Annotated in this window: 12 protein-coding genes; 3 read left to right on the top strand and 9 right to left on the bottom strand. The window is 70.3% G+C overall.

What is annotated here, in order from left to right; translation table 11 throughout:
* The first annotated feature begins 56 nt into the window (after positions 1-56).
* A complete protein-coding gene (gene sigC / locus F5X71_RS28475; RefSeq protein WP_167464777.1) occupies positions 57-623 on the top strand; it encodes an RNA polymerase sigma factor SigC in 567 nt (188 codons plus the stop codon).
* Between the two features lie 66 nt (positions 624-689).
* Here sigC and F5X71_RS28470 read toward each other — a convergent pair whose 3' ends face one another.
* Complete coding sequence (locus tag F5X71_RS28470; RefSeq protein WP_167464776.1) at positions 690-1,541, bottom strand: helix-turn-helix transcriptional regulator; 852 nt, start codon at positions 1,539-1,541, stop codon at positions 690-692.
* Between the two features lie 88 nt (positions 1,542-1,629).
* On the opposite strand from F5X71_RS28470, the gene F5X71_RS28465 reads away from it, so the two are divergent.
* Complete coding sequence (locus tag F5X71_RS28465) at positions 1,630-2,412, top strand: SDR family NAD(P)-dependent oxidoreductase (protein ID WP_167464775.1); 783 nt, start codon at positions 1,630-1,632, stop codon at positions 2,410-2,412.
* Positions 2,413-2,415: 3 nt separating this feature from the next.
* Here the strand turns inward: F5X71_RS28465 and F5X71_RS28460 are convergent, their stop codons facing one another.
* Genes F5X71_RS28460 through scoE form a run of 8 tightly spaced genes read right to left on the bottom strand, consistent with a single transcriptional unit; the run spans position 2,416 to position 12,878 of the window.
* Complete coding sequence (locus tag F5X71_RS28460; RefSeq protein WP_167464774.1) at positions 2,416-3,213, bottom strand: ABC transporter ATP-binding protein; 798 nt, start codon at positions 3,211-3,213, stop codon at positions 2,416-2,418.
* On the bottom strand, positions 3,210-4,256 hold the full coding sequence (locus F5X71_RS28455; protein WP_203218229.1) for a FecCD family ABC transporter permease: 1,047 nt from the start codon (positions 4,254-4,256) through the stop codon (positions 3,210-3,212). Before F5X71_RS28455 ends, F5X71_RS28460 begins: the two co-directional genes overlap by 4 nt.
* Positions 4,253-5,308 carry an ABC transporter substrate-binding protein gene (locus F5X71_RS28450; RefSeq protein WP_167464773.1) on the bottom strand — a complete coding sequence of 352 codons (1,056 nt, stop codon included), beginning with the start codon at positions 5,306-5,308 and terminating at the stop codon, positions 4,253-4,255. The genes F5X71_RS28455 and F5X71_RS28450 overlap by 4 nt, the downstream gene beginning before the upstream one ends.
* The gene (locus F5X71_RS28445; protein ID WP_167464772.1) at positions 5,302-9,732 is read right to left on the bottom strand and encodes a non-ribosomal peptide synthetase; all 4,431 of its coding nucleotides are present in this window, start codon (positions 9,730-9,732) and stop codon (positions 5,302-5,304) included. Before F5X71_RS28445 ends, F5X71_RS28450 begins: the two co-directional genes overlap by 7 nt.
* Complete coding sequence (locus F5X71_RS28440; RefSeq protein WP_167464771.1) at positions 9,696-9,932, bottom strand: phosphopantetheine-binding protein; 237 nt, start codon at positions 9,930-9,932, stop codon at positions 9,696-9,698. Before F5X71_RS28440 ends, F5X71_RS28445 begins: the two co-directional genes overlap by 37 nt.
* The gene (locus F5X71_RS28435) at positions 9,932-11,470 is read right to left on the bottom strand and encodes a long-chain-fatty-acid--CoA ligase (protein ID WP_167464770.1); all 1,539 of its coding nucleotides are present in this window, start codon (positions 11,468-11,470) and stop codon (positions 9,932-9,934) included. Before F5X71_RS28435 ends, F5X71_RS28440 begins: the two co-directional genes overlap by 1 nt.
* Positions 11,467-12,003, bottom strand: coding sequence for an FcoT family thioesterase (locus tag F5X71_RS28430; protein WP_167464769.1), 537 nt, complete (start codon positions 12,001-12,003; stop codon positions 11,467-11,469). The genes F5X71_RS28435 and F5X71_RS28430 overlap by 4 nt, the downstream gene beginning before the upstream one ends.
* A complete protein-coding gene (gene scoE / locus F5X71_RS28425; protein ID WP_238815522.1) occupies positions 12,000-12,878 on the bottom strand; it encodes a (3R)-3-[(carboxymethyl)amino]fatty acid oxygenase/decarboxylase in 879 nt (292 codons plus the stop codon). The genes F5X71_RS28430 and scoE overlap by 4 nt, the downstream gene beginning before the upstream one ends.
* Before the next feature lie 394 nt (positions 12,879-13,272).
* Between scoE and F5X71_RS28420 the strand changes: the two genes are divergently transcribed.
* Entirely contained in the window at positions 13,273-13,854 is a 582-nt protein-coding gene (locus F5X71_RS28420) for a hypothetical protein (protein ID WP_238815521.1), read from the top strand.
* Positions 13,855-13,867: the final 13 nt, after the last annotated feature.

The raw sequence follows: 13,867 nt of genomic DNA, 5'->3' as shown, positions 1-13,867 counted from the left end.
CCCGGGGTTGCTCGCCGGTTGTCGGGCCCGCCGTGGCGGCGGTTATTGTTCAACTCATGCCCACCCCCGCCGAGGACGACGAGACCACCCGCCTGGCATTGGCGGCGGCTCGCGGCGACCGGCGGGCGCTGGAGGGTTTCATCCGCGCCACGCAGAAGGACGTGTGGCGGCTGCTCGCTCACCTGACCGAGGTCGGTCGCGCCGACGACCTCACTCAGGAGACCTACCTGCGCGCGCTCGGCAGCATCAAGCGGTTCGAAGGTCGCGCCAGTGCCCGCACCTGGTTGCTGTCCATCGCGCGCCGGGTGGTGGTCGATCAGGTGCGGATGGCGGTGGCCCGGCCGAAGATCGTGCATGGCGTGGACTGGGCGGCCGCGGCCGATCGACAGGTGTCCCGGCGCGACGGCCTTGCCGAGATCGTCGAACTCAACCTGCTGCTCGACGATCTCGCCCCGGAACGCCGCGAGGCGCTGGTGCTCACCCAGGTGCTCGGCCTGTCCTACGCCGAGGCCGCCGCCGTGTGCGGCTGTCCCGTCGGCACGGTGCGTTCGCGGGTCGCGCGCGGCCGTGAAGATCTCGTCGCCGCGACCCGATTCGGCGGCAGGCGCAGCGCCAACGGCTGAGCCCGTCCCGGCTGGAAAATGCTGGCCCGGTTGAACTTTCGCCGGTAGCGGCAACCCCGTGTCCGGTCAGTGGGGGACATCCATCCGCTGGGTACCGATCACCGACAGCAGTCGCAGCGCCGCTTCGGCGGAGGAACCCGGTGTCGCGGTGTAGATCACGACACGCTGGTCGCGGTCCGTGATGTCGAGCACGTCGCAATTGACCGCGACCTGGCCGACCAGCGGATGGTCGAAGGTCCTGCACGGCGTCGGCTCCAGGCAGACGTCATGGGCCAGCCAGATCTCCTCGAATTCCGCGCTGCCCGTGCGGAGTTCGTGCACCAGCTCGCGCACCTCGGGATCATCGGGGTAGCGGGCGGCGGTACCGCGCAACACCCGGGCGGCACTGCGCGCGAACGAGTCGGAATCGGACACCCCGTACAACCGCCGCCCCGCCGGCTGCGGGCCGAGGAAGGCGCGCCGCAACAGGTTGCGGTCGCGGCGGGTGAGCGCGGAGAAGTCCTCCATCAGCGCGGCCGCCAGCTCGTTCCACGCGATCACCTCATAGGTGGCCGACAGCACGACCGCGGCCGCCTGCGGCAGCCGGTGCAGCAGATCGAGAATGCTCTGCCGTACCTCGCGCGACGGACCGCGCGCGGGCGCGGGCGGCGCGCCCGCCAGGCGGTGCAGGTGGGCGCGTTCGGTGTCCGAGAGCCGCAACGCCCGCGCCAGCCCGGTCAGCACCTCGCGCGACGGCCGCGGCCCGCGGGCCTGCTCCAGTCGCGTGTAGTACTCGGTGGAGATGAAGGCCAGCTGTGCCACCTCCTCGCGCCGCAGGCCGGGGGTTCGCCGCCGGGCGCCCGCGGGCAGGCCGACGTCGGCGGGGGTGATCCGCTCCCGTCTGCTGCGCAGGAAGTCCGCGAGGTCTCGTCTGTCCACACCCCCAGTGTGGTCGAGCGCTGCTTCGCCGAGCCAGGTACACCTGGTACCTGGATCGACCGGGTGGCCTGGACCGAGGGTTGAGGCCATGGACAACACACAGAACGCCGGAACGGGTCTGCTGGCAGGCAAGGTCGCCTTCGTCACCGGTGCCGGGCGCGGGATCGGCGCCGCCGCGGCGCGGCTGTTCGCCGCCGAGGGCGCCAGGGTGCTGCTCGCGGCGCGGACCGAAACGCAGCTGAAAGCGGTGACCGAGGAGATCGTGGCGGCGGGTGGCAGCGCGGACTACGTGGTGTGCGACCTGGCCGAGCCCGCCGCCGTGCGCGGCGCGGTCGCGCGGGCCGTCGACCGGTACGGGCGGCTCGACGTCGCGTTCAACAACGGTGCGGCCGGTGTGCCGCCCGGCCCGATGGACCAGGCGCGGGAAGGCGACCTGGACTACGTCTACGAGGTGAACCTGAAGGGCACGTGGGTCGCCATGATCGCCGAGATCGAAGCCATCAGGGCGACCGCGGGAACCGGCGCGGTGGTCAATACCTCCAGCGTCGGCAGTCTGATGGGCAATCCCGAACTCCCCGCCTACGGCGCGACGAAGGCGGGCGTCAACAGCCTCACCGCCTCCGCGGCCGTCACCTACGGCCCGGAGGGCATCCGCGTCAACGCCATCGCTCCCGGTACGACGCTGACGGAGATGCTGCACGACTGGGATGCGAACTCGCCCGGCGTCATCGAGCAGCTCAACGCCGTGACACCGCTGCGCCGTGCCGCGGCTCCCGACGAGATCGCCCAGGCCGCGGCCTGGTTGCTCAGCGACCGCGCCTCCTACGTCACGGGCACGGTGCTGCGCGTGGACGGCGGTATGCGCGCCTGAGCGTCATGGGTCGGCCAAAGGCCTTGCCGCGTAGTGCACTCTGACGACGCCGTCGTCGTGGCGCGCGGTGCTGGCGAGCACGCCGAAGACCTTGCGGAGCAACTCCGGGGTCATCACGTCGAGCACCTCGCCCGCCGCGACGACGGCGCCGTGGTCGAGCACCACCAGCTGATCGCAGTGCCGGACAGCGAGATCCAGTTCGTGCAGGACCGCGAGCGTGGTGATGCCGGTCGAGCGGACCAGGTCCAGCAGCTCGAAGCGGGCACGGACATCCAGGTGATTGGTCAGCTCGTCGAGCACCAGCAGTCGCGGCTGCTGGGCCAGCGCGCGGGCGAGCAGCACGCGCTGGCGTTCGCCGCCGGAGAGCGAGCCGATGGTGCGCTCGGCGAAGGCGGTGACTCCGGTGCGTGCCATCGCGTCCGTGATGGCCTGCTCATCGACCGCGGTGTCCCTGCTGAACAGGGAGTGGTGCGGGTTGCGGCCGAGATGGACCACCTCGCGCACGGTGAGTTCGGTTGCCCCCGAGCCGTTTTGCAGCACCGCGGCGGTGGTGCGGGCGGCGGCCCTGAGCGAGATCGCGCCGATGTCGGCGCCGTCGATCGCGATCGCCCCGCCGCTGGGCGCCAGGGAACGATAGATCGTGCGCAGCAGGGTGGTCTTGCCGCTGCCGTTCGGCCCGACGACGCCGACCACCGAGCCGGGCGCCGCCCGCAACGTCACCCCGTCCAGCACCGTTGTCGCACCGAAGGCGACGCACAGTCCGGTCACCGACAATTCGGCCGCCACGCGCGCGGTATTCATTGCCGACTGCCGTTGCGCCGCAGCAGCCACAGGAACCACGGCGCGCCGAACGCCGCGGTGAAGATCCCGAGCGGCAACTCGTTGGGGGCATCGACCGTGCGCGAAAGCAGGTCCACCGCAACCAGATACGCGGCACCGATCAGCGCCGACAGCGGCAGCACCCGCCGATGGTCCTGGCCGAACGCGAGCCGCACCACATGCGGAATCATCAAGCCGACGAAGCCGATTCCGCCCGCGGCGGCGATCAGCACACCGGTCAGCAACGCCGACAGCACGAGCAGCATGATCCGCAGGGCGCGCACGTCGACGCCGAGCGCGGCCGCCTGCTCGTCGCCGGTGCCGAGCACATTGAGCCGTCGCCCGAACGCCAGCACCACCGCCACGGTCACCAGCACGACCACGGTGACCGGGCCGAGCCGATCCCAGCGCGCCCCCGCCACGCTGCCCATCGTCCAGAACAGCACTGTCCGCAGCTCGTTCGGCGTCGCGCGCAGTTGCAGATAGTTGGTGGCCGCCAGCAGCAGATAGCCCACCGCCACACCGGCGAGCACCAGGCGGGTGGGCGCCAGCCTGCCGCGCTGCTGGCCGAGCAGGAACACCACCGCGATGGTGGCGATCGCCCCGCAGAACGCCGCGGTGGACACCCCGATGCCGCCGAGCGCGCCACCCGCGGTGACGATCACGGTCACCGCGCCGAGCGAGGCGCCGGAGGAGAGGCCGAGCACATACGGGTCCGCGAGCGGGTTGTGCACCAGGGCTTGCAGCAGCACGCCCGCCACCGCCAGTCCGCAGCCGCACAGCGCGGCGAGCAGCACCCTGGGCAGCCGATACTGCCAGACGATCTGATCGACCGTGAAGCCGACATCGGCGCCGCGGCCGGACAGATGGGCGATGATGACGCGGCCGGTGTCGGCCGCGGACACCGTGACCGAGCCCACCGCGACCGACAACACCATGACGCCGAGCAGCACCGCGGCCGCCGCGCACAGCGCGATCGGCAGCGACAGCCCGGCCAGCGGTGGCCGGGTCGTGGCCCGGCTCACCGGAACCGCTCGGGGTGCACCAGTTTCGCGATCCGCTCGACCGCAACCGCGTTGCTCGGGCCGAGATAGATCGAATCCGCGAGTACCGCGTAGCTGCCGGTGGCCGCGGCGGGCCACTGCGGGAACTGGGCGAGGATCCGGCGTGCGACCGCGTCGATATCGGGGCTGCGGTAGTTCACCACGACCAGCCCGTCGATGGGCGTCGCCGCGAGTTGCTCTTTGCTGACCGTGACGAAGGTGGTGCCGTCCGTGCGCTCGAACGGGTTCACCCCGCCCGCCTTGCCGAGCACGTCGTTCCAGATGCCACCGGCCGCGATCGCGGAGAAGTCCGAGTCGTCACCGCCCATGCCCATGCCGGCGAACACGAGCAGCACGTTCTTCTTCGGTTCTCCGCTCACCCTGGCCGCGGTGTCCGCGATGGCGCGTTGCGAGTCGGCGATGAGCCGGTCGGCCCGGCCCGGCACGTCGAAGACGGCGCCGAGGTCGCGCAGCATGGCGTAGCTGTCCTCGATCGTGGGCGTTCCGGTGACCGCGCCGGTGACGCCGCAGTTCGTCCTCGGCACATAGGTATTCGCGCCGGCGGCCGCCAGCTCGTCCCTGGTCGCGAAGCCCTGATCGGCGGCGAAACCACCACCGCCGGTAGAGATCACGAGGTCGGGGTGCTGGCTCAGCATGGCCTCGCGGGGAATGTCCTGCATGCTGTTCGGTGTGATGCCGCCGGTGGGCAGCGCATCGATCGCCGCCGCGCGGCCCGGCACGTCGGAATTGCCGTAGGACTGGGCGTTGGCCACCACCCGGTCGCCGACGCCGAGCGCGAGCAGCGACGAGACCTCGCCGACCGAACCGCCGTTCATGACGACGACCCGCTGCGGGGCCTCGGTAAACGTGTAGCTCTTGCCGCAGTTCTCCAGCGACAGCGGATATTTCGTGACGCCCTCGGTCGCCGCGGCCGCGGGCCGGGTGTCGCCTGCCTCGGTCACCGACGTGGTGCAGCCGGTGGCGACGAGCACGCTCGCCGCGAGTACCGGAAACAGGGCGTGTCTGTTCAGCATGGGTGCCTCTTCGATGGTCGCGCGCCGGCCGGGACCGCGGGCGGCGGGAGAAAACGGGTTCGGATCAGGTACTCGAGGCCGGCCCGCAGCGCGGACAACGCATCCGGTTGCGGCAAGTCGGCGTCGGCGAGGGCGGCGCGAGTGTTGGCTCGGCCGTAGGTGATCGGACTGCCTGGCCCGGCCAGGTGGACGGCATGGGCGCGCGCGATTGTCAGGGAATGGTCGCCGCGCGCCGAGGCCTGGTCCGCCAGTGCGGTCAAGCGGTTGTGCCAGGCCGGTGCGGGGATGGTGGCGATCGAATAGCCGTATTCGCGCAGCAGATCCACGATCGCGGCGAAACCGAGTGGCCGCGCGCTCGTGAGATGGAACGTCCGAGCGGGCGGCCGCACGGTGACCAGGCGTGTGATGGCGGCGGCCACCCAGTTCACCGGGACCACGTCGACCGTGCCCGTTCGATACATCTGCTCCGGCACGGCCGCTAGCACGACCATCGCCCGGAGCAGACTCCAGAACGCGTCGTCAGGACCGGACACGCCGGTCTCGGAGTGCCCGCCGATCCGGCCCGGCCGTGTCACCGTCACCGGCACCCCGCGTGCGGCGGCGGCATACATCAGTCCCTCCGCCACCCACTTACTCGCGACATAACCGTTGGGCGGCAACGACTTCGCGGCAACCCGGCGATCCTCGCCGAGCACGGCGGGGTTTGCGTCGACGGCGAAGGCGGTGTCGACGGAAGAGACGAAGTGCACCGCGGCGGCGCGGCCGGTGCAGGCGAACCGCAGTATGCGTGCGGTCCCTTCGACATTCGCCGGACGCAGCCGCGCGTACGGCTCGAAATGGTGCACCCTGGCGCCGTTGTGCACGATGGTGTCCACGGTGTCGGCCAGCTCCCGGTAGCGCTCCGGGGCCAGGCCGAGCAGTGGCTCGGCGAGATCGCCCGCGAGCGCGGTGATTCGGGATGCTGAACCGAGTATACAACGGCGCGGCGGTCTATCGCTCACGGTGCTCAGCGAATTCGCGTGGTCACCAAGGCCGTAACGAGCGAGGGCGGCGCGAAGCCGGGACGTCGCTGCTGCGTCGTCCTCGGCGCGCACGAGGCAGTACACGGCCAGGTCGGTCTGCTCGACCAGCGCCGCGAGCAGGAATGCGCCGAGAAATCCGGTCGCGCCGGTGAGCAACGCGACCCCGGGTCGCTCCGTTGCGTCACCCGCCGATGCGAGGTCATCGACCAGGCGCAGGTCACGCTCCAGATCGGCGGTGCTCCACGGCAATTCGTCGGATATCCGGCCCGCGTCGAGGCGTTCGGCGAGCTCGGCGACGGTCGGTGTGTCGAACATCGCGCGCAGATCCCAGCGCACCCCGAAGGCGGCGCGGATCCCGTTGAGCACCCGTGCGGCGCGCAGCGAATGCCCGCCGCGCGCGAAGAAGTCGTCATCGACGCCGACCGCGTCGAGCTCGAGTGCCTCGGCGAACAGCCGTGCCAGCGTCCGCTCGGTGGGCGTGCGCGCGGGCCGATCGGTGGCGGCGGCGACCGGTGGCGCGGGCAACGCCGCCCGGTCGAGCTTCCCGTTCCCGGTGTGCGGCAGGCGCTCCATGGTGAGGTACACCGACGGCACCATGTAGTCGGGCAGTCGCGTCGCCAGGTGCCTGCGCAGCGCACGCGGGTCCGGTGATGCGGCACCCGCGGTGGGCACCACATACGCGACGAGCACCTCCCCGTGCACCCGCACCGCGGCCCCGCCGACGTGCGGGTGGGCGACCAGTGCGGCTTCGACCTCGCCGACCTCGATGCGATAGCCGCGCAACGACATCTGTGTATCGCCGCGGCCGAGATAGGTCAGCGACCCGTCGGGCTGCCACCGCACCAGATCGCCGGTGCGATACAGCCGTCCACCGCCCGGGTCGAACGGGTCGGCCACGAATCTCGCGGCGGTCGTGGCGAATTCGCCGAGATATCCCTGCCCCACGGGTAGGCCGCCGATATACAGTTCGCCCGTAACCCCGGGTGGCACCGGCCGCAATGCGCGGTCGAGCACATGGCACCGCCCATTGCTGATCGGCCCGCCGATGGATGGCGTGGTGTGCGCGGCCACCGTGGTCCAGGTGGCATCGACGGTGCACTCCGTCGGCCCGTAGAGGTTGTAGACCGAGATTCCCGCGGCCCGCAGCACCGACCACAGGTCCGGGTCGGTCGCCTCACCGCCGAGCGCGAGCACCGCGGGCCGGTGCGGTCCGTCGAGCAGACCCGCCGCGAGCAGCTCGCGCGCGAAAGTCGGTGTGATGTCGAGGAAGTCGATCCGTTGTGCGCGGACATACCGCACCAGCGCCTCGGGATCGCGGCGCAGCTCGTCGTCGATGACGTGCAACTCGTGCCCGGCCAGCAACCACAGCAAGCCCTCCCACGCGGTGTCGAAGGCCATCGATGCCGTGAGTGCCGCTCGCATCCGCCTGCCGCCGGACGCCGCCACCGCGGGCTCGATCAGATGTTCGCGATGGTGGTGGTAGAGGTTCAGCACCGACCGATGCGAGATCGCCGTGGCCTTGGGGTCGCCGGTGGTGCCGGACGTATGGATCACCCACGCCGGATCATCGGGACGCGAGCGAACGGGATGCGGCGCGCGATGGTCTGTCGGGAGGAGGTCCTCGACCAGGACGGCTCGGTCGAGCAGCGCGGCGGGGAGCAGCGCGGTCAGCGCGGTGGTCGTGACGATCGCGCCGAGTTCGGTTCTGTCGCAGAGCCTGTCGAGCAGCAGCGCGATGCGTGCGGCGGGCTGTCCCGGGTCCAGCGGGACGTAGACCGCACCGCAGGCCGGTATCGCGAAGACCGACGCGATCGTGTCGGCGGTGCGCGGCAGCAGCACCGCGACGGCGTCCCCTCGGCGCGTGCCCGCTGTCACCAGAGCGGCCTGTATTTCCCTTGTCCGCGAGGCGAGTTCACCGTAGGTCAGCGCGGCGTCCGTCGCGACGACCGCGGTCTCGTCCCGCGACCGCGTGATCCGCGATGCCAGCACATCCTGCACAGTCTGTTCCGGCCACTCGCGCAACGGCCCGATGCTGTTGTCTTGCAGGGCCTCTCGCTCGTCGGGCAGGAGCAAATCGATCGCGCCGAGCGGCCGGTCCGGCGCTGTCAGTACTCGCCGCAGGAAGGTGGTGAAGCGGCGCAGGTGGGTGGCGAGCTCGGCGGCGGTGTAGGCGCTCGGATGGCCGTCGAGATAGAGCGTGGGTGCGTTGCCGTCGATGCGATCGTAGAGATTGAACACGAGATCGTCGATCATCCCGGCGGTGACGTTGTGCACCACGCTGGTGCACTCCCCGAAGCGCAGGTCGTAGTCGAACAGCATGATGTTGACCGAGGGCCCGTACATGCTGCGGTCGGTGCCGACCAAGCCGAGGTCGCGACGCACCTGCTCGCTCCGGTACCGCTGATGGCGGCGGCCGCGCACCAGGTCGCGCGCGACCCGGCCGGTGAGGGTGGTCAAAGTCGGGTCGTCCGCGAAGTCGGCCCACAGCGCAATGCCGTTGAGTGTCATGCACGGCACCCGCAGGGCGGGCGTGCCGGTTCGCAGCATGACCGGCAGCGCGAGACATACCTCGGCCGCGCCGGTCATCCGGTGCAGGTAGGCGGCGATCGCCCCGGTGAGCACGTCGGTCCAGTTCGCGCGGGCGGTCTCGGCGACCCGGCGCAGCAGCGCGACCGTCTCGGCGTCCAATGCGGTGAACTCCCGCAGCGTGCGGCCCGCATCGCTCGGCGCGTGGGGTGCGGCGCCGGACAGCGTCACGGGGGCCGGGCGATCGCCGAGATACCCGAGCCAGTAGTCGCGGTCGCGTTCGCGTTCCGGGGCGGCGGCGTACGCCGCGTCGGCCGCGACCACCTCCGCCCACGACCCGAAAGCATAAGGGGGTGAGTCGGATCCGGTGACACGCGCGGTGTACAGCTCCGCGACCCGGCGTGCGATCAAAGCCATGCCGTAGCCGTCCAGCAGAATGTGGTGCACGCGGTGATACCAGAGCGTGCGGTGCGCGCCGAGCCGAAAGACGATGTGCGCGAACAATCCCTCGCCGGTGAGGTCGAGCGGCCGGGCCACGTCCCGGTCCATCATGGCGCGCGCGGCGGCCGAAGGGTCGGGCGCGGCGGAGACATCGACCACCTGGATCGCCCAGTCCGGGGTGCGCCTGAACTGGCTCGGCCCCTCGGCCGCGAACCGCGTGTGCAGCACCTCGGCTTCCTCGACCGTCGCGTGAATGGCGGCGACCAGCGCGTCCACGTCGAGCGGGCCGGAAATGTCCACGTACTCGGCGATGTTGAAGGCCGCCGACGCCGGGTCGAGCTGCTGGCCGAGCCAGACGCCGAGCTGCGCGGCGGTCAGAGGCCTTCCGTCCGCGGCACTCACCGCGCCGATGGGGGCGCGAGCAGCGGCCACCACGCGGCGAGGGTGGGCTGCTCCGCCAGTTCGACGAACACCGGTGTGGCGCCGCGCTTCTTCCAGCGTTCGATGAGCCCCATCAACCGCACCGAGTCCAAGCCCGCGGCGAACAGATCCTCGGTATCGGTCAGCTCGGCCGGCTCCAGGTACAGCGCCTCTGCGATGTCCGCCCGCACCGCGGCATAGGTCAGCGGTTGCATCAGTTCACCTGTCTTTCCCGCTCGGCCCAGAACCTCTCGCGCAGCTGCCTGCGCAGGATCTTGCCGCTCGGATTGCGCGGCACCGTGGCGACCAGCTCGAAGCGTGCCGGAACCTTGAACAACGCCAGGTGTTCCCGGCAGAACGTCATCAATTCGCGCACCCGCACCTGTGCTTCGGGCCTGCACACGACGAAGGCGTGCACCGATTCACCGAACACCTCGTCCGGGACGCCGATCACCGCCGCGTCCGCCACGGCCGGGTGCCGGGTGAGCACCTTCTCGATCTCGGCCGGATAGATGTTCTCGCCGCCCACGATGATCATGTCCTTCAACCGATCGCGGAGGTACAGATAGCCGTCCGCGTCGACGTATCCGGCATCGCCGGTGTGGATCCACCCGTCGACCAGCGTTTCGCCGGTGGCGGCGGGCAGGTTCCAGTAGCCGAGCATGGCGGCGGGGGAGCGCAGGCAGATCTCGCCCACCGCACCCGGCGGTAGTTCGGCGCCGGATTCGTCGATGACCCGAACGGCCACACCGGGATACGGCCGCCCCGCGGCGGCCAGCCGGGGATTGCCCACCACATGATCCTGCGGTGGCAGGCAGATCGCGGTGTTCCCGGTTTCGGTCAGGCCGTAGATCTGCGCGAACTCGGCGTCGAAGAGCTCGAGTGCCTCGCGCAGCAGGGTCTCCGAGATCGGCGAGCCGCCATAGACGACCTTGCGCACCGAACGGACGGCCGCCTCGGTGACCGCCGACTCGGTGACGATCAGCCGCAACATCGATGGAACGACGCACATGGTGGTGATCCCGGTGTCCGCGATCAGTGCCACCGCGGTGCCGCTGTCGAACCGCGGCATCGCGACATTGGTGATGCCCGCCGCGAAACCCTGCATGGCCCACCAGATGCCGCCGACATGAAAGCCGGGTATGCCGATGAGGCTGCGGTCGCCCGCGCGGAAGTCGATCCAGTCCAGCCCCGCGCGGGCGAGCGCGTCGGCGATGGCGAAGAAGCTGCGTTGGGCCAGCACAACGCCTTTGGGCAGGCCGGTGGTGCCGCTGGTGTAGAGCTGGATCACGGCGTCATCGCGCCCGCCGACCCGGACACCGGGTGCGACGTCGGCGGGACCGGCCAGCCAGCTCGCGAACTCGGCACCGTCCAGGGCGACGACGCGGGCGTGCGGCGCGGCCGCCCGCGCGATCTCCGCGCAGTCGGCGTCGACCAGCACGACGGTGCTGCCCGAATCGGCGATGATGTGCTCGACCTCCGGCGTGGTCAACCGGAAATTGATCGGGACCAGCACCGCACGCAGCCGCGCACACGCGAACAACAGCGTGTAGTAGTCGACGGACTCCTTGCCGAGATAGGCCACGCGGTCAGCCGCGGCGATCCCGGCGGCGTCGAGCGCGCGGGCGAGTCGAATGCTGTCGGCGCGCAGCCGCGCGTAGTCGAGTTCTCTTCCGGCGCAGGTGATCGCGATCGTCTCGGGGCGCTGCGCGGCGTGCTCGTCGAGGATCGAGGTCACCGTGTGCGCGGTCATCGGGCGACCTCCACCGCACGCGCCGCATCGACGACCGCCAGCCCGACGACGCCCGCGCAGTGCCCGCCGTGGTGGTCCCAGCAGCGGAACGAGGTGTCCAGCGCGGTGAACGGCGTGCCGTCGCGCGAGCTCGTGCGCTCCTGGCTGCCGTCGAGGGTGAACACACCGGAGAACCGGCGCGGGTCGATCGGCCTGCGGAACTCGCTCTGGAAGCGGGTGATCAGGATGTCCGGCAGCTGGCGGCGCCAGAAGTCGTCCATGGTCCAGTCGGCGAACACGCCGAGCCGCTCGCGAACCATGACCGCGATGGTCTGATACAGCATCTGGTTGTAGCAGATGTTCACCTCGACCGAGTTGAGGTGACCGGTCGCATCGATGTAGCAGGACTCCGGTATCTCGAAAGTGCCGGTGGCGGTGACGGTTTCGGCGACAGTGCGCACCTCCAGCGTGCGCAGGTAGCGACAGTGCGGTTTGTAGCAGCGCAATACCCGCGCCAGCAGCCACGGATCGTCGGCGAACACCCGCTCGGTCATGCCGCGCCGCCGGGTTCGTCGTCGTACACGGTAACTCGGTGCGACACCGCGGGCTCGGCGGTGGCGTTGTGCAGCGCACGGTGCACCATGGCGCGGTTGTCCCAGATCAGCAGGTCGCCGCGCTCGAAGGTCTGCAACCGGATGGCCGGATGCGTGCACGTCTCATCGAGTTGTCCGGTGACGTCGAGCAATTCGTGCAGCAGGTCGGGCCGGTCGGTTCCGTCCGCGGCGGTGATCGACGTGGTGAAGCCCTCGCTGAGATAGAGCACCGGCTCGCCGGTGTGCGGATGCGGATGCACCGTCGGCAGGCGGACCGGCGGTGTCTTGGCGGCGATCTCGGCGAGCACCTCCGAGATGGGCCGATAGACGTCGCTCGGCCGGATCTTGAAGTACCTGGCCACGCTGTGGGTGGCCACCGTGTCCGTCAGCTCGCGCCGCAGTCGCGGACTCAGCAGGCGGTACGCGGCGACCAGGTCGATGAAATAGGTGCCGCGGCTGTGCTGGGGGACCACCTGGGGCAGGATGAAGGTCAGGTCGAACGGCCGGGGCATGAACCCGTAGTCCGAATGCCAGAACTTGCCGGTCTTGGGCACGCCGACGCGCTGGGTGCCGGTGCCGACATTGGACGAGACGAACACCTCGGGCACGTCCGGGTGGTGATAGATCGGCTCGTAGTACCGCACCGGCTCACCGAAACCGCTTGCCAGCGCGAGGAACTGGTGTGGGTCGAGGTCGACGCCCTTGACCACGGCGATCCGCTCGCGGTACACGGCCCGCTTGACCGCGCGGATATCGTCCTGCGATGTGGGATCGAAGTCCTCGACCACCACACCGAAATCTCCCTGCGGGCTGATCCGCATGGCTGTTCGCTGCATGACCAGTTAGTCGGCCCACTACAGCCGGTAGTTCCCGGCGATTTCGACCGAATTGTCCCGTCCCGGGCGGTTGCTGTGACCTGGACGACACTCCTGGGTCAACGGTTGCCTGCCGCGGCGAGGTGCGGCTAGCGTCCTTGCGCGGCGGACGGGCACCGATCGCGATGCGTGCCGGTAGTCCGTGGTTGATTCGCCAATTGTGCTTTTCTGCAACATCTTTCGTTTCCGCATGGCGCGCGGTAGGCGCGCCGTATCCGTCGTCGGCGCGCCGCCGAGGCGGGGCGAAGAGGGGAATTCCATGGGTAGAACATCATTCGCGACGGTGGCTGTCTGCGTGGTTGCCGCACTGGCCGGGTCGGCCGCGACCGGGCATGCCGAAACCGAGGCGAGGCAAATGCGTTACACGGCAAGCGCGGTCGAGAAGTCGGTGGTACTCACCACCGATATCGGCGCGCTGCGCGCCGCCGACGGGCACTTCGAGGTGCGCGATCCGGCCGGACGACTGGTGGTCTCGATGCCGCTCAGCTATCAGAACGCCGGTAGAGTATGGCCGATCACAGCCGAGATCGACGGCCGCACGGCCAGGTTGACCCCGAGTACCGATCCGGCCAGCGCCCGGCCCGCGCCTGCCGAGGTGCGCGATATCGCCATCGATCCGCAATCCACCGACTTCAATACCGCGGTGATGAACTTCGCCACGGTCGCGGGTCTAGGGGTCGCGCTAGGGACCTTGATCGGCACGACCATCGGCGCCGCCATCGGCTGCGTGGCGGGCGGCGCACTGGTCGGCGCCGCGACGGCGGTGCCGACCATCGGCGTTCTCGCGGTGCCGGGGTTTCTCGGCGGCTGCCTGGTGACCGGGGCCGCGGCCGCGCCGATCGGCGCGATCATCGGCACGATCGCGCTCGGCGTCCCTGCCGCGGTCATCGGCGGGCTGCTCTTCGCGGACGCGCTGGGCAGGCAAGCCGCGAGTTGACGACGGCGGGCGG

It is taken from the genome of Nocardia brasiliensis (genome assembly GCF_011801125.1).
GTDB lineage: Bacteria > Actinomycetota > Actinomycetes > Mycobacteriales > Mycobacteriaceae > Nocardia > Nocardia brasiliensis_C.
Note: the sequence above shows the minus strand (reverse complement) of the source record. Positions and strands in the feature narration are given on the sequence as shown.